Genomic DNA, 16,451 nt, shown 5'->3' with positions numbered 1-16,451 from the left:
AATGGCAAATGTACTTACTGTTGAGGCCGCTGCAACAGCAGTGCGCGCACGTTTTTCATCATTTTAGATTCTTCTGGTACTTCTATTTTTACAATGAGTTTATCCACTATATTGTCGGAATAGTCGGGCGGGAAAGTGGTAGATACTTTAATAATTTTATCTTGTCGTCGAAAAACGTAGGTGGTGGCATAGATAGATGGTGATGATTCAGAAGTTGCGCTAAGGCCTAATCGCCATCCAAAAATTTGATTATTAACCTCGTAGCGAGCAGCGGGCTTTACTTGGGACAAGGTGAGTTTTTGTATTTGTGCGTTACTCTTGGCTCGCTTTAGGTCTTCCTCTAACTGCTTTGGCAGCAACTCATTTTCGTCGAGAGTAAGTTGTTCTAAAAAGGGGTAAACGGTAACGTCAATTAATGCATCTTCGTATGCCGGATGCGTATAACGGGTTATCGCGCCGCTAAAGGGGTCAGCGTAAAGCTGAGTAGCTAATTTGGTAAATTCACCCACCGCACTAGGTACCTGTAACGCGCTTTCATAATTGCTTGCCTCTAGCGCGGTAAATAAATATTGGCTTGTGAATAGCCCCGTACGTTCTGCATAGTCAAGCCATTTTGAAACAAGTGTTTGTGGGGCTTGTTGTTGGGCGTTAGCTATACCTTCTTGTGAACCCTGCCTTTTACTTTTTATTTTATTAGTATCGTTATTTAATGACGCACTAAACGACGCTGAGTCTATTTCAATGCCGCGCCACTGTATTGTAAATTCAGCATATTGTTTAGCGTCTTTTGGCATTAAATTATCATGTGTAGAACTTGGTGCTGGGCCGACATTTGCTATAAGCAATTCGTAGTCGTTACCCTCGCCAAAAGGGCGAAGGTTAGTAAAAACGCCAGATTTTATTATTTGCTCAATAAAGGCATCGGGGGATATGGCATCTTCGATACATAATTCGTTGTTAGCAAATAAGGCACTTTCATTGACGTAGCCATCAATACTTTCATGTTGAGGTTTAAAAGAAGTGACCGTTTTAGTTTCAACATCTATTTGGCGTTGGGTTTGACAGGATTGTTGCAGGGCGTCGCTGGGATAGGTAGAGAAAACGGATACCGGTAGGTTAACTTCGGCTCCCCAGGCCAAACTGGGTAAAAGTGAGAGGGAAAAATACAGGGTAAAAAGCAACACAAACCCCTGTATAACGGGTGCTGCAAAAAGCGCCCGTCGGTGTAATGTGAAAAAAGAATTCGGGTTTACCTTAACGGGCATAAAACTAAAGGCTACCTATTGCCGTTGAATATTTGTCACTGTACTGGTTATTTCGCCATCAGTCACTCGTGTTTTTATCTCATCGCCTACATTAACCTTGCTAACGTTATTAACCGTAGTGCTATCAGTAAGGGTAATGCTGTAGCCTCGAGCCAACGTAGAGAGCGGGCTTACAGATTGTAAGAGTGTTACGGAACCACCGAGTTCACTTTTCTTGTTTTTGAGCAAGGTAGTCATAGTAGCGATCAACTTAGCGTTTGCGTAACTAAGTTTGTCTTTCGCTCGGGCTACACGCGCCGCAGGCGATTGTTGATTTAATCGGTAGTTAAGCGCATGAACGCGCTTTTCCGCCGTGGACATATCCCTTTGCATTGCGTGTACTAAGCACAGCTGTAACCTGTCTAAGGTTTGCCACTGAGACTGTATACGACTTTGCGGGTGCAGAGCATCTAAGCGCTGCTTTTTAAGGGTCAGTTGTTGCTTATTCGCCTGAATACAATGGTTCATCGCGCGGGCCAAACGCTGCTTCTGCTGGTTTATGGTTTGATAGAGCGCTGTAGAGTCTTGACTTAAAATTTCTGCCGCAGCAGATGGGGTGGGAGAGCGTACATCAGCCACAAAGTCGCTAATGGTAAAGTCTACTTCGTGGCCAACGGCGCTCACGATGGGAAGGGGACTGGCGGCTATTTCTCTGGCCAAGCTTTCATCGTTAAAGCACCATAAATCTTCCAGCGAGCCTCCGCCTCTGGTGAGTAGAAGCACGTCGACCTCTGAACGTTGGTTAGCTTTACGCAGCGCATTAATTAGCTGAAGCGGTGCGGCTTCACCCTGTACCATAGATGGGTAAACAATAACCTCAGTTTGCGGACTTCTGCGTTTCAATACGCTTAAGACATCGTGAAGCGCTGCGCCGCTTGATGAAGTGATCACTCCAATGCGATTTATACGTTCAGGCAGTGGCCGCTTATTCGTTGCATCAAATAGCCCTTCATTATTAAGCTTGAATTTTAATGCTTCAAACGCTTGCTTAAGCGCACCTTCACCGTCGCTTTCCATGTGCTCAACAACAAGTTGATAGTCACCGCGGGCTTCATATAGTCCTACCGAAGCGCGCACTAAAATTTTATCGCCTTCTTTTGGGCGAAGGCGTACATTGCGATTAGCGCCTTTAAACATGGCGGCGCGAACTTGCGCTTTATTATCTTTCAGGGTGAAGTACCAATGCCCTGAAGCGGCGGCCACGAAGTTTGATATTTCCGCAGATAGCCAAATAAGACCAATTTCGCCCTCTAGTACGGTTCTGGCGAGGCGATTTAGCTTAGTAACTGTTAAAATTTGTCGAGAGGTAGATGGCGAATTTGTAAACATAAAAAAAATCACAAGGTTTAATACATTTAGAGTTTACCTGAAAAACAAAAAACACTACAATTGCGCCGCAATTAACCCTCAACTGAATAGGTGTTGTTGCATGCTACGTATCATCCAAGAAGCCCTGACGTTCGACGATGTGTTGCTGGTTCCCGGCCACTCGACCGTCCTCCCTCACACTGCAAACTTACAAACGCGCCTTACGCGTAATGTAACGCTTAATATCCCAATGGTGTCAGCTGCCATGGACACGGTTTCTGAAGCCCGCCTAGCAATCGCGTTAGCGCAAGAGGGTGGTATTGGTTTCATTCACAAGAATATGAAGCCAGAAGAGCAAGCTAAACACGTACGCGAAGTTAAAAAATACGAAAGTGGTGTGGTATCTGACCCGGTAACGGTAGATAAAGATGCGACTATCGGTGACGTTATTTCCCTTTCTAAACGCCTTGGTTACTCGGGTTTCCCTGTAACAGATAAAGACAATAACCTTATTGGTATTGTTACTGGTCGAGACCTTCGCTTTGAAAAGCGCTTAGAGCTACCTATTAGCAATGTGATGACCGGCAAAGATGATTTGGTTACGGTTAAAGAGGGTGCAAGCTCTGACGTGGTGTTAGACCTTATGCACGAACACCGTATTGAAAAAATTCTCGTCGTTGATGATGCATTCAAGCTAACCGGCCTCATCACCGTTAAAGACTTTCAAAAAGCTGAAAATAAACCTAATGCATGTAAAGATGAATTAGGCCGCCTTCGTGTTGGCGCTGCAGTGAGTGTAGGGCCAGGTACTGATGAGCGAATTGCACTATTGGTTGACGCTGGCGTTGACGTTCTGCTTATCGATACTTCACACGGCCACTCACAGGGCGTTATTGACCGCGTTAAGAAAGTACGCGCAGATTTCCCAGACATCCAAATTATTGCGGGTAACGTTGCAACGGGCGACGGCGCAAAAGCACTAGCTGATGCGGGCGTAGATGCGGTTAAAGTAGGTATTGGCCCTGGTTCAATTTGTACTACCCGTATCGTAACCGGGTGCGGTGTACCCCAAATTACTGCGGTATCTGATGCTGTTGAAGCGCTTGAAGATACCGATATTCCCGTTATTGCTGACGGCGGTATTCGTTTCTCTGGTGATATTGCCAAGGCACTGGCTGCCGGCGCAAGCTGTGTAATGGTTGGCAGTATGCTAGCGGGCACCGAAGAATCACCAGGTGAAGTAGAGCTGTTCCAAGGCCGCTACTACAAGTCGTACCGCGGTATGGGCTCGCTAGGTGCAATGAACCAAAGCCATGGTTCATCAGATCGTTACTTCCAAGAGTCTAACAACGCTGAAAAATTGGTACCAGAAGGTATCGAAGGTCGCGTCGCCTATAAAGGGCCGATTGCGAACATTATTCATCAGCAAATGGGCGGTTTACGTTCAGCTATGGGCTTAACTGGCTGTGCTACTATTGAAGAGATGAACACCAAAGCGCAATTCGTGCGCGTTACGTCTGCCGGAATGGGCGAGAGTCACGTACACGATGTAAGCATAACCAAAGAAGCGCCAAATTACCGTTTAGGTTAAGGCGACCGACGACTGCGAGGCTGGTACTACACCAGCCTTTGTTCTTTTATTTAACGGGTAAAAACAAAACATGACCACAAATATCCACGACCAACGCATACTCATTTTGGATTTTGGCTCGCAATACACGCAGTTAATTGCACGTCGCGTTCGCGAAATTGGTGTTTACTGTGAGCTATGGGCTTGGGATGTCACGGAAGAGCAAATTCGCGAATTCAATCCGCAAGGTATCATTTTATCTGGTGGGCCTGAGTCGGTCACAGAAGAAGGCTCTCCGCGAGCGCCAGATTATGTATTTGAAGCTGGTGTGCCTGTATTAGGCGTGTGCTACGGCATGCAAACAATGGCTCACCAATTAGGCGGTGGTGTATTAGGTTCTGATAAGCGCGAGTTTGGCTACGCGCAGGTTGAAGTGATTAAACCAAGCCCGCTACTTGATAAAATTGAAGATGCCATTGGTGATAACGGCGCAGCCCTGCTTGATGTATGGATGAGTCATGGGGACAAAGTGGCCGCTATTCCTGAAGGCTTTGAAACTATTGCGCAAACGGCGTCATGCCCTCACGCTGCAATGTATAACGAAGAGAAGCAATTCTACGGTGTTCAATTCCACCCAGAAGTGACTCACACCCGCCAAGGTATGCGCTTACTTACCCAATTCGTAATGGATATTTGTAAGTGTGAAAAGCTGTGGACGGCAGGAGCGATAATAGAAGATGCCATTGAGCGCATTAAAGAAAAAGTAGGTGATGAGAGAGTTATTCTTGGTCTTTCAGGTGGCGTAGACTCTTCAGTTACTGCCATGCTGCTTCACCGTGCTATAGGCAAAAACCTCACCTGTGTATTTGTAGATAACGGGCTGTTACGCCTAAATGAAGCTGACCAGGTAATGGAAATGTTTGGCGACCACTTTGGGTTAAACATTATCCGTGTCGATGCAGAAGGGCGTTTCTTAGACCGCCTTAAAGGCATTGAAGACCCAGAGCTTAAGCGCAAAGCCATCGGTAACGAGTTTGTTCGCGTATTCGATGAAGAGGCGAGTAAGTTAGAAAATGCCAAGTGGCTAGCACAGGGTACTATCTACCCAGACGTGATCGAGTCAGCGGGCTCTGCAACAGGTAAAGCACACGTAATTAAGTCTCACCATAACGTAGGCGGCCTTCCAGAAGATATGGAACTGGGTCTTGTCGAGCCACTGCGTGAGCTATTTAAAGACGAAGTACGCAAAATCGGCCTAGAGCTAGGTTTGCCGTACGACATGCTATACCGTCACCCGTTTCCTGGTCCGGGACTAGGCGTACGTGTGTTAGGCGAGATAAAGAAAGAGTATTGCGACTTACTGCGTCGTGCCGATGCTATCTTTATCGAAGAACTATACGCGGCTGATTTGTATCAAAAAGTTAGCCAAGCGTTCACGGTATTCCTTCCTGTGCGCTCGGTAGGCGTAATGGGTGATGCCCGTAAATACGACTGGGTAGTAAGTTTACGTGCGGTAGAAACCATCGACTTTATGACAGCGCATTGGGCACACCTTCCATATGATTTCTTAGGTAAAGTGTCGAACCGGATTATCAACGAAATCGACGGTATCAGCCGTGTGGTCTATGATATTTCAGGTAAACCGCCTGCTACCATTGAGTGGGAATAACCTGCTTTAATGCAATAAACAAAAAAGAGCTTTCGGGCTCTTTTTTTGTGGGGGCTACTGCGAACAATATTCGTATGAATCGTTATATAAACGTATGCTTATTTATACGTACCATGTAACCATACCGTCATAAAAATATCATTTAATGGCGACGTCCTTCTTTGAATTTATACTAAAGGTTAAGCCGTGTTCAACTACACTAGCATCAGCCGTTTGGTGATGACGCCCGTTCTAGCCAGCTTCTTTATCCTCGTATTGTTAAACGGTGCGTCTATTTTAAAATCGTTTTCACTGCTTAATGCTTTTGATGAACTAGAAAATACCCTAGTACAGTCAGAGCGTGACGTAAATACTACGCTTAGTACGTTTAAAACTCAGGTGCAAGAGTGGAAAAACGTACTGCTTCGCGGCCATAAAAAAGAGGATAGAGTAAAATATTGGGAGCGCTTCAAACAACGTGAAGCGGATATTACTCGCCAATTCGACAAAATGTTATCAAGTGCGGTTATCAACGATAGCGTTAAATCGAACATTAGGCAGTTTCAACAGGCTCACGCCGTCATGGCTGAAAAATACCGCGAAGGTTACAACGCATTTGTCGATTCGGGGTTTGATCCAAAAGTAGGCGATAGTTATGTTCGTGGTATTGATAGAGAGCCGGCGAAGCTTTTAAGCGGCATTGCCTCAGATATAGCGTCGGATTCAGCCAGTGCAATTGCTGCACTTAAAGCGAATACGCGAAGTATGCTTTGGGTGATAATACTGGCAGCAATCGTATTGTCTGTATTGTCTGTAGTTTATGTCATCGCCCGCTTGCGTTCGCAAGTCATTAAGCCTACTAAAGAGGTTGCTGCATGTATATCAAACCTAGCGAACAGTCATTATGACTATGCGCTTACTTATACAAGCGATCATGAGCTTGGTATGCTGGCGAACTCTGCACGGGCTTTACAGTACAAGCTAAAAGAGTCTGTTGCACAGCTCCAGCAGGCAGAGAGAGAAATTGATAAAGCGTTTGGTACCCTTGGGAATGTCAGTCAGTCGATTATGGAAGGCGCTAATGATCAACGCGACGCGTCCCGCTCTTTAGATAGTAGTACTGACAAGCTAAAAGAAATCGTACAAAACTTGGTAGCGATAACCGATCAGGTAGCGGTAGCAACCAATAATTCTGAAAAAAATGTGGCAAGCTGTTATGCCACATTCGAAAGCGCCAATGCCGGGTTTAAACAATTAGCTAAAACGGTGACTGAATCAAGCGACATTGTTTCAGATTTACAAACCCGCAGTACGAATATTTTAAAAGTTGTGAATGTCATCAATGAAATAGCGGACCAAACCAATCTTTTAGCGCTTAACGCAGCAATTGAAGCCGCGAGAGCAGGAGAGCACGGGCGAGGGTTTGCGGTGGTCGCTGATGAGGTGCGCGCCCTCGCCGCTAAAACGCAGCAATCGACGAAAGAAATTAACGATATTTTGAGCAGCTTTGAAGCGGAAGCAAAAGGCGCGGTTGCGGCGATGTCCTCTGGCAAGCAGTTATCCGATACTAATGCGGCAGAGGCTGCTACAGCGCTTGAAACGTTAAATAACGTGGTAAAAGATATTCAAGAGACTGCGAGTGTAGTGGTTGCGCTTAACGAGGCTGCAGATGAACAAGAGGCCGTATTGCATCAAGTTGAGATGATAATAAGCAATGTGGTTAACTCTTCAGAGAAGTATCACCAGCTCGCACAGCGCGACGATATGTCTCACTCTATGAAAAGTATGTCAGAAAACGTAGAAAAAGTGGTGAACAGTTTGACCCGCTAGCGTCCCTTTGTCAGTATCAAACGCTATTTATTGAAAAAGGAGCAGTCATGCTCCTTTTTTCGTTGCCAAGCCGCAAGTAATTAAAACCAGTACGTGAAGTGAAGAGTGTACCGAAATTGATGACAACGCCATTAGTCTTTCACCCCATATACAGTCAGCTAGACCTTCCCGAACGGCATCGCTTTCCCATAGAGAAATATGTGGGTATTCGAGATGAATTAATAAGGCGAGGAATAGACAAGGCGCGTTTTATTACTCCGTCGCCTTTAGATTTCTCTGTGTTGACAGACAACTACGACCGTCAATATGTAGAGGCGCTCACATCCGGCAATTTAGATAAGAAAGCCATGCGGCGCATTGGTTTTCCGTGGTCACAGCAGCTCATCGAGCGCACCCGAACCGCGGTTGCTGGCACATGCTTAACTGCCTCATTAGCATTACAGCACGGCAAAGCGCTTAACTTAACCGGTGGGTATCATCATGCTTTTGCTGATTTCGGCTCAGGGTTTTGTTTATTTAACGATTTATATCTTGCGGCGAAAACCATGCAAAAATCGTCCGCTATTGATAATGTACTTATCGTTGATTTAGACGTGCACCAAGGCGATGGAACGGCAAAGCTTGCTGAAAATGATAGAGATATCTTTACCTTGTCTATACATGGAGAAAAGAACTTTCCTTATAGAAAGCAGCAATCAGACATCGATATTGGGCTTGCCAAAGGTACCGAAGATGATGAGTACCTACAAACACTTGAACAAGCGCTGGCACTAGCAAAAAGGCAATTTCAGCCCGATGCTATTATTTATGATGCCGGTGTTGATGTGCACGTGAATGACGATTTAGGGCATTTACATATCTCCACCGAAGGGGTGTACGAAAGAGACAAAATCGTATTCGCGCTGGCCGAACAATTAGGTGTGCCTATTGCAGCCGTTATTGGTGGAGGGTATCAGCGAGATATTGCAGCGCTGGTGGATGTACATATTCAGCTATATCGCGCCGCGGGGGTAATAAGTTAGGCGCTGTAAAAAGCGAGTAGCTAAATAAAAAGCGCGCTAAACATGTAAGCGTAGCGCGCTTGATTTACTTCATAGGGTGAGGGGTATCAGCCTATAAGAAAAGCAGCTGGAAACCCAAACCAATGCGCTCTTGCGACCGGTTATAGTCGATAAGTGAATCACCATAGCCGTTGAAATATTGCAGTAAGATTTCGTACCTATCAGAAATGGGGTAAGTCAAATCTAGTTGAATACTGCCTCGGTTTTCATCGAAATCTAAATTGTTTCTAAGTAGGGCGAGTACTTTGAATGCTCCAATTTTTCTACCATATCCGAACTCCATTCGCCCGTAATAGTCCTCTATATCAGGGTTATCATCGCCCGTAGGATCTAATGGATCTTCTTTTTCGTCTTCAGGAATACGATACCAGGTTTTTAGGTAATAAATGTCGTCGTTATCACTGAATACAATAGAGGCAAATAAGCGGTTCCAGCTTCTTGATTGTAGGCCGCTTTGACCATTAGACATGTGATTGAAGCCTACTTGAAATGTATTAAATTTATACCCCAGTACGGAATAATCAGCGGTTTCCTGCCAAAAAATTTCTGGCTCGTAGTTGGTCTCGCGAAACGGCTTAGATGCCTCGCTATTATACAGCTGCCAAAATGATGTCAGCGTAAAGCCAAAATACACCCCGTCGAATCCTGTATCTTCTAAGTAAAGGGGGAGTTTGGCACTGACTTGGAATTTTGCTTCTTTATTATCGACGTTTTCGTCCGTCAAGTCTTCGTTTCCAGTGGTATTGGGGTTGGAAACGTAAGTAATGGGAAGCAGGTAATTTTGTCGATGTTGCGTAATAGCAAACACGTTATCCAGCGCTTCTTTATCACCTTCTAAACGGTCATCTAACGCGCTTTCTGAGGTGGTATCACGCTTTATAATGTCAATGACTTCGATACCTTCTTCATCTTGAGAGGGATCGTTGGTTTCGTTTTGATTGCTTATTTGTTGCTCGCTGCTATCAACGATTTGAGGTTGAGTGCTAACAACATCTGAGGATGTTTCTTGTCCACACACACTTGTGCTAGCAGCAAACGCTGCCAAAAATACGAAAGGCTTTAACACTGACACCTTTAATTCTCCGTAACATGGGGTTATTTTTATGCTTAACTGAAGTCCAGTGTGAGGCCTTCTGAGGAAGCAAATACGTGTAAAGTAGACTCTGCCACTGTGACATATTCATTACAATGTTTTACAACATCATCTATATCGTCATCTGTGCGTTCTGGATCATGACTGTATAGTGCTAATTTTTTTGCATTGGACGCCATAGCCAGTTTAACCGCCTCCTCAGCCACAGAGTGGCCCCACCCGTTTTTAGCAGGCATATCAGACAGCATATACTGTGCATCGTGAATAAGTAAGTCTGCATTCTCAGCAAATTTAGCAAAATCAATAAAGTCGGTTTCTTTCTTATAAGGAGGGTAAAGCTCATTATCTGTAATGTAAGCAACCTTCACACCATCAGCGTTTATGCAATAGGCGCTGCCGCTTCCCGGATGATTCATTGCAAGTCGCGTGATCTTTGCGCTTCCTATTGCAAAGGTGTTGTCCGCTTTCGGTATTTCAATAAGCGAGATGTTTGCTCTGAGCGCACTTCTTGGTACGGGAAATAACGATCCTTCCATTTGTTTTAAAATTTGGTCCGGTTCTTCAAACAGAATTTGTCCTGGATAGATATTTATTTCGCGTTCGGCTTGATATATGGGAGGAAAGAAGGGGAAACCTTGTATGTGGTCCCAATGATTATGGCTCAGCAAAAGATGGATAGGGGTGTTCTTTTTCGCTAAGTGCTCACCAAGAAGGCGAATACCCGTTCCAGAGTCGAGGACGATATCGGTACCGTCCTCAAGCTCGATATGAACGCATGCTGTATTGCCACCATAGCGGACGAAAGCTGCTCCCGGAGTGGGTATAGACCCTCTAACGCCATAGAATGTTAACCGCATACGCCCTCTTTATACTTAACTTATGGGCAAGTTCAGATGTTAGAGTGCGGCTACAAATTCTTTTGCTGCGCTGAGGTCTAATAACTGCTTCTCGCCAGTACGTCTATTTTTATACTCAACCTGTTGATTATCTAGGTTTCTTTCACCAATAACAATACTATGAGGTATGCCAATTAATTCCATGTCATTGAACATAACACCCGGGCGCTCTTTCCTATCGTCAAATAGCACTTCTATGCCTAATGCAACAAGCTCTTCATAAAGGGCTTCGGCTGCTTCTTTGATACGGTGAGACTTATGCATATTCATTGGTATTAATGCAATTTTAAACGGTGCGATAGGATCTGGCCACTTTATGCCAAATTTATCGTGATTTTGCTCAATGGCCGCCGCCACAATACGTGATACACCAATACCGTAACAGCCCATAGTAAGGGTTTGGTGCTTGCCTGTTTCGCTCAATACACCGCAGTTCATTGCTTCTGAATATTTTCTACCAAGCTGGAAGATATGACCTACTTCAATACCGCGTTTGATATCGAGCGTACCTTGGCCATCAGGTGATGCGTCGCCGGCAACGACATTGCGGATATCAACGGTATTGATACCATCTGGCCAGTTAACGTTGACGTTAACTTTTCCGCCTGCGCCAGCACCTGTTGTGAAATCAGCAAGGGCTGCTGCACTTGCGTCAACGTAAGCAGGTACGGGCAGGTTAGTTGCATCTGCAAAGAAAGGCGATACACCAAGCACATCTTTTGCTTGTTCAAATGACGCTTCAACAAGAGGAATCGCAACGCCGTCTATTTTTTCAGCTTTAATGTCGTTTAGCTCATGGTCTGCACGTAGTACGAGCGCTACCCATTTATCACAAACAACGTCTTCGCCTTTATCATTGAGTTCATTAGCCCCTTTTACTAATACGACTTTAACGGCGTTAGTAGCGTTGGCATCGACACTCTTTAAAATCGCATTAAAGTCTTTGCCTTTGGCATCTTTGGTTTCAACATCGGCGCCGGAAGGCACTGCTTTTTCAGGCGCAACAGCCGCAGCCATTTCAACATTAGCGGCGTAATCGCTGTCGCTTGAAAACGCGATAGCATCTTCACCTGATTCAGCAAGTACGTGGAATTCGTGCGAGTGGTTACCACCAATAGAGCCAGAGTCAGCAATAACCGCTCTGAAATCGAGCCCCATGCGAGAGAAAATCGCACAGTAGGCGTCGTACATTTTCTGGTAGGTCTCTTCTAAGCAGCTATCTTCCAAGTGAAAGCTGTAGGCGTCTTTCATTGTAAATTCGCGACCGCGCATAATACCGAAACGAGGGCGAACTTCGTCTCGGAATTTGGTTTGAACCTGATACAGATTCAAAGGAAGCTGCTTGTAGCTGCTAATTTCATTGCGTACAAGCGCCGTGATCACCTCTTCATGGGTTGGACCTAGCACGAAATCTCGCTGGTGGCGGTCTTTAACGCGAAGTAGTTCAGGGCCGTATTCTTCCCAACGGCCAGATTCTTCCCACAAATCCGCGGGCTGAACAACGGGCATTAGCACCTCAATAGCACCTGCTTTGTTCATTTCTTCGCGAACAATATTGGCTACTTTGTTTAGTACACGAAGACCAGAAGGTAGCCAAGTGTAAAGACCTGAAGCTAGCTTTCTGATCATGCCAGCTCTAAGCATAAGCTGGTGGCTAATAACCTCTGCGTCTGCAGGTGTTTCTTTCTGCGTGGCAAGCAAATATTGACTAGTGCGCATGTAAAGCAGGTTTCCTGTTAAATTTATAATATAAATAGTGAGTGTGAAGGCAATACGCTCAACTTTTTATGTCACAAAACGTTAGTAAGAAGGGCGTGGCATCACTTATTTTGGCGTATTCTAATTAACTGTGAGCAATTACGCCACAGACGGTTACCACTTATCGGTGATTTATCCTAGTTGAACAAGCTCAGTCACGCACACCGCAGCATTTTTAATAGTGAACCCCACATCGATATCATATAGCGTGACGCGATAGATTTTTTCATCATTATCAAGATGTTGTTTATACGCAGGGCGGGGGTCTTGGGCGAGAACTGCAGTTACTAGGGCTGAAAAATCGCTATGTTTCGTTTCTATTTTCGCCAGCATAGACGAGAGACTAGGAGCGAAAAAAACATCCCGGTGGGGGATAGGGTTAATATCGTCTAGCTTGTCTTTTGCGTTATCAACACTATCGGCATATGAAATATAAGGCTTAACATCGATGAGCGGCGTGCCGTCTACAAGGTCTACGCCTTCAACACAAAGCTGCGTTTGCCCGTTTCTGCTGATAATGCCCTTATTAACTACGACCGACATTCCAATGCCGTTAGGTCTATGCGTACTTCTGCTTGCTAGTACGCCCATTGTTGCATTACCACCTAACCGAGGGGCTTTTATGGTACTTTTCCAGCCACGCTCTAGATTTTGGTGAAAAATGAACAAAAGCCATAAATGACTGTAGTGCTCTATTCCTTTTAGCATATTGATGTCGTTAAACCCTTCCCCGAACGTAATAACACCTTGTGCTTTTGCTAGGTTTGGCTGCCTAGGAATGGCGAATTTTTGTTTGAACGGGGTGGCGATAGTGGCAATACTGGCTATGTCGAAAGAAGAAGGGGCGGTCACGCTTTGTTCCTAACGCAGTTAAAGAAAATATTATTTGTCATATTACTCTCATATATTGAAGGTAAGGTAGCCTTTCAAGTGAAAACTTGGTCCAAATTAAACGCCGACTATTTGTGCCGTTAGCGGGTTTGTTTGGATTCCCTGGAGTAATCCAATGCTTTAAGCCTGCCTGAGTAACGGTTAAAACGGTGCTAAATAGTAGTGTAGTGTTTTCAGATTAACCTATCTCTAATCAAACGCATCGCTATTCTTGCCTTACTCGGCGGGCTTGTCTTTTTTAATTTCTTTTAGCACTTTTTCGAAGTACGGACAGCCTAGTGACTGTGCTTTTTCAATGTTGTGACTGAAAATCTTCTCTGCATCTTCTTCTTTTTTCATATAGCGCGTAATATCGGCTTCGCGAATAAGGTGTAGAAGGGGATAGGGAGAGCGATTAGTAAAGTTTTCAGCGTCACTCGCCTCACTGCCATCAAATATATAATCAGGGTGGAAACTCGCGAGTTGATAGGTTCCGCTATAGCCCCAGTCATGAAGCATATTATCCGCGATGGCTAAGACATCAAGGTATTCGTCGAAGTCCCCAAGGGTTGTGTGAGTAAGTGCAATTAGCGTAGTAGCAGTGTCTTCGTTCTCTTCTAAATGCCTGACTTCATCATAGAGCGATTGGATAACGTCGCCCACATCACCGCTTATAACTACGCATCGAATACCGCTTGGTGTTCTTACATAGCGGGCGAAGGGGCAGAAATTGTGCTCTATAACAATATCATCAACCCATTTTAGCGTTGCATCAATAACGTGCTGTTCGAGTAAGGGGGAAGTTAAATTAGCCATAGTAGGAATAAAATAAGTAGGGTTGTATGTTGTGTTGTAGCGTGGGCTTAACAAAAAGGCAGACATCACTCTCTGCCTTTGTTTGTTACGCTATTAAGGTTGCTTATTGATGTAAAATGAAGATGGACTATTAAGAGTGATACTTAACATACGCTTCTAACGTATTTTCAATAAGGCTAGCTACGGTCATTGGCCCTACACCGCCAGGAACCGGCGTGATCCAACCGGCCCGTTCCTTCGCTTTATCAAAGTCTACATCTCCCACCAAAGAGCCATCGTTAACCCGGTTAATGCCGACATCAATTACAATAGCACCAGGCTTCACCCAGTCTCCTGGAATGAAATTTGGTTTACCTACAGCAACAACCAGCAAGTCCGCACGTTGAACATGGCTTTTTAAGTCTTGAGTGAACTTGTGGCAAGTGGTCACTGTGCAGCCTGCTAACAATAGCTCAAGGCTCATTGGGCGGCCTACAATATTTGAAGCGCCTACAATAACCGCGTCCAAACCTTTCACAGGGCGCTTAGTCGACTCTATCATTGTCATGATGCCTTTAGGCGTACACGGGCGTAATGCGGGGATACGCTGTGCAAGGCGACCAATATTATAAGGGTGGAACCCGTCTACATCTTTATGCGGATGGATACGTTCTAGCACCTTTTCCGCATTTAAACCTGCGGGAAGCGGAAGCTGCACTAAAATTCCGTCTATTTCTTTATCTTCGTTAAGCTGATCCACTAAGTTAAGCAGTGTTTCTTCAGTCGTATCAGACGGAAGGTCGAATGAACGAGAAACGAAACCTACTTCATCACAAGCTTTTCTCTTGTTAGATACATACACTTGTGAGGCGGCATCGCTACCCACTAAGACAACCGCAAGGCCTGGCTGTCTTTTACCTGCTTGAGTTAACGAGTCAACGTAGGAAGTAACGTGTTGGCGAACTTGTTTGGCAATTAATTTGCCGTCAATAAGATGAGCGGTCATAGTCTTGTACGATTCTTATATGGTTGAGTGGTCAACAAGTGGGCTATATTGTTTCATAAAACAGGGCTAATACTCTAGCAATTATTGGAGGTTATTACGCGTTAGCATAAGCGTTATGGTAAGTTAAAAATTCATTTAACAGGGTTTTGCCCCTACGATTACACGTCTTTGTATATCAAATAAATTAATTCACAGTTACAAGGGGGCCCACATCCTCTTCATTAACAGAAAAATCATTTCAAAGAAGGCCCGAATTAAGGCGCTGTTGTTCAAAAAAACGTGAGAATGCGTGCTTTGTGAGCGGTTGATTATTTTATTTAAAAAAGTGTTTGACGAGGTGGGGGGATGTCAGTAATATTCGCACCCCGTAACGGCACAGAGGCTAGCGCTTCAGGTCGGTACAACAGTCGGTGAGTGGCGCAGCTTGGTAGCGCACTTGTTTTGGGTACAAGGGGTCGCAGGTTCAAATCCTGTCTCACCGACCATTTTTGCAGCGAAGATTCGCCAAGCGCCCGTAGCTCAGCTGGATAGAGCAACGGCCTTCTAAGCCGTGGGTCGCAGGTTCGAATCCTGCCGGGCGCGCCATGCGAGTCAGGTAGGTCCTGACAGCAAGGCTGAATTTTTTATTTTACACTGCTAAGATAAAGCGTGTAAGTTGCAAACACACCCTATGGTGGGCGTAGCTCAGTTGGTAGAGCCCCGGATTGTGATTCCGGTTGTCGTGGGTTCAAGTCCCATCGTCCACCCCACTTTTTCGCGGAAGTGGTGGAATTGGTAGACACGCTGGATTTAGGTTCCAGTGCTTCACGGCGTGAGAGTTCAAGTCTCTCCTTCCGCACCATATTTTCAAGCTTTATTAAAAGCTTAACAAAGCATTCCAGTCGGTGAGTGGCGCAGCTTGGTAGCGCACTTGTTTTGGGTACAAGGGGTCGCAGGTTCAAATCCTGTCTCACCGACCATTTTTGCTTTTTCGATTCATCGAATTCCCAGAGTTCACTATGCAATCGCCTAGCGCATGGCAGATTTGAATCGATTATCGAGCGTGTAAGTTAGGTCCTGACGGCTCGAGCGATGTTTATGTGTTCAATTCACACATAAACAGATACAGGACTACTGTGGTGGGCGTAGCTCAGTTGGTAGAGCCCCGGATTGTGATTCCGGTTGTCGTGGGTTCAAGTCCCATCGTCCACCCCACTTTTTCGCGGAAGTGGTGGAATTGGTAGACACGCTGGATTTAGGTTCCAGTGCTTCACGGCGTGAGAGTTCAAGTCTCTCCTTCCGCACCATGTTTTCAAGCTTTATTAAAAGCTTA

12 protein-coding genes and 7 tRNA genes are annotated in these 16,451 nt (G+C 45.2%); 11 read left to right on the top strand and 8 right to left on the bottom strand.

The features are described from left to right. Nucleotides 1-14: 14 nt before the first annotated feature. Together ACTRWF_RS08400 and xseA are read right to left on the bottom strand one after the other, a co-directional pair. Nucleotides 15-1,265: a hypothetical protein gene (locus ACTRWF_RS08400; RefSeq protein ID WP_020746277.1), complete on the bottom strand. Its 1,251-nt coding sequence runs from the start codon at nt 1,263-1,265 to the stop codon at nt 15-17. 15 nt (nt 1,266-1,280) lie between these two features. Beyond that, nucleotides 1,281-2,633: an exodeoxyribonuclease VII large subunit gene (xseA, locus tag ACTRWF_RS08395; protein WP_462835371.1), complete on the bottom strand. Its 1,353-nt coding sequence runs from the start codon at nt 2,631-2,633 to the stop codon at nt 1,281-1,283. A gap of 100 nt (nt 2,634-2,733) precedes the next feature. On the opposite strand from xseA, the gene guaB reads away from it, so the two are divergent. From guaB to ACTRWF_RS08375, 4 genes are all read left to right on the top strand, one after another. Continuing rightward, nucleotides 2,734-4,203, top strand: a complete 1,470-nt coding sequence (guaB, locus tag ACTRWF_RS08390) for an IMP dehydrogenase (protein ID WP_287148752.1) — start codon at nt 2,734-2,736, stop codon at nt 4,201-4,203. 70 nt (nt 4,204-4,273) lie between these two features. Next, the gene (gene guaA, locus ACTRWF_RS08385) at nt 4,274-5,851 is read left to right on the top strand and encodes a glutamine-hydrolyzing GMP synthase (RefSeq protein WP_012517552.1); all 1,578 of its coding nucleotides are present in this window, start codon (nt 4,274-4,276) and stop codon (nt 5,849-5,851) included. A 186-nt stretch (nt 5,852-6,037) separates the two neighbouring features. Then, nucleotides 6,038-7,660, top strand: coding sequence for a methyl-accepting chemotaxis protein (locus tag ACTRWF_RS08380; protein ID WP_012518988.1), 1,623 nt, complete (start codon nt 6,038-6,040; stop codon nt 7,658-7,660). 119 nt (nt 7,661-7,779) lie between these two features. Next, nucleotides 7,780-8,682, top strand: coding sequence for a histone deacetylase family protein (locus ACTRWF_RS08375; RefSeq protein ID WP_041703397.1), 903 nt, complete (start codon nt 7,780-7,782; stop codon nt 8,680-8,682). A 91-nt stretch (nt 8,683-8,773) separates the two neighbouring features. Here ACTRWF_RS08375 and ACTRWF_RS08370 read toward each other — a convergent pair whose 3' ends face one another. The 6 genes from ACTRWF_RS08370 to folD all read right to left on the bottom strand — a co-directional run bounded on the left by ACTRWF_RS08370 (nt 8,774) and on the right by folD (nt 15,139). Then, the gene (locus tag ACTRWF_RS08370; protein WP_012517557.1) at nt 8,774-9,793 is read right to left on the bottom strand and encodes a phospholipase A; all 1,020 of its coding nucleotides are present in this window, start codon (nt 9,791-9,793) and stop codon (nt 8,774-8,776) included. A 35-nt stretch (nt 9,794-9,828) separates the two neighbouring features. After that, nucleotides 9,829-10,671, bottom strand: a complete 843-nt coding sequence (locus ACTRWF_RS08365; RefSeq protein ID WP_462835370.1) for an MBL fold metallo-hydrolase — start codon at nt 10,669-10,671, stop codon at nt 9,829-9,831. 39 nt (nt 10,672-10,710) lie between these two features. Next, complete coding sequence (locus tag ACTRWF_RS08360) at nt 10,711-12,429, bottom strand: proline--tRNA ligase (protein WP_012517559.1); 1,719 nt, start codon at nt 12,427-12,429, stop codon at nt 10,711-10,713. A gap of 171 nt (nt 12,430-12,600) precedes the next feature. Beyond that, a complete protein-coding gene (gene tsaA / locus ACTRWF_RS08355) occupies nt 12,601-13,320 on the bottom strand; it encodes a tRNA (N6-threonylcarbamoyladenosine(37)-N6)-methyltransferase TrmO (RefSeq protein ID WP_462835369.1) in 720 nt (239 codons plus the stop codon). A gap of 255 nt (nt 13,321-13,575) precedes the next feature. After that, on the bottom strand, nt 13,576-14,220 hold the full coding sequence (locus ACTRWF_RS08350; RefSeq protein ID WP_278382931.1) for a DUF1415 domain-containing protein: 645 nt from the start codon (nt 14,218-14,220) through the stop codon (nt 13,576-13,578). A 64-nt stretch (nt 14,221-14,284) separates the two neighbouring features. Beyond that, nucleotides 14,285-15,139, bottom strand: a complete 855-nt coding sequence (folD, locus tag ACTRWF_RS08345) for a bifunctional methylenetetrahydrofolate dehydrogenase/methenyltetrahydrofolate cyclohydrolase FolD (RefSeq protein ID WP_012517562.1) — start codon at nt 15,137-15,139, stop codon at nt 14,285-14,287. A 408-nt stretch (nt 15,140-15,547) separates the two neighbouring features. Here folD and ACTRWF_RS08340 point away from each other — a divergent pair. From ACTRWF_RS08340 to ACTRWF_RS08310, 7 genes are all read left to right on the top strand, one after another. After that, a tRNA-Pro gene (locus tag ACTRWF_RS08340) sits at nt 15,548-15,624 on the top strand. 23 nt (nt 15,625-15,647) lie between these two features. After that, nucleotides 15,648-15,724: transfer RNA gene (locus tag ACTRWF_RS08335), tRNA-Arg, on the top strand. Nucleotides 15,725-15,812: 88 nt separating this feature from the next. After that, nucleotides 15,813-15,888: transfer RNA gene (locus ACTRWF_RS08330), tRNA-His, on the top strand. 7 nt (nt 15,889-15,895) lie between these two features. After that, a tRNA-Leu gene (locus ACTRWF_RS08325) sits at nt 15,896-15,980 on the top strand. Nucleotides 15,981-16,021: 41 nt separating this feature from the next. Next, a tRNA-Pro gene (locus ACTRWF_RS08320) sits at nt 16,022-16,098 on the top strand. A gap of 159 nt (nt 16,099-16,257) precedes the next feature. Next, nucleotides 16,258-16,333 (top strand) — tRNA-His (locus ACTRWF_RS08315). A gap of 7 nt (nt 16,334-16,340) precedes the next feature. Continuing rightward, nucleotides 16,341-16,425 (top strand) — tRNA-Leu (locus ACTRWF_RS08310). The last annotated feature ends 26 nt before the right edge of the window (nt 16,426-16,451 follow it).

This window comes from Alteromonas sp. G5_S2_22_S1 (assembly GCF_054968525.1).
Note: the sequence above shows the minus strand (reverse complement) of the source record. Positions and strands in the feature narration are given on the sequence as shown.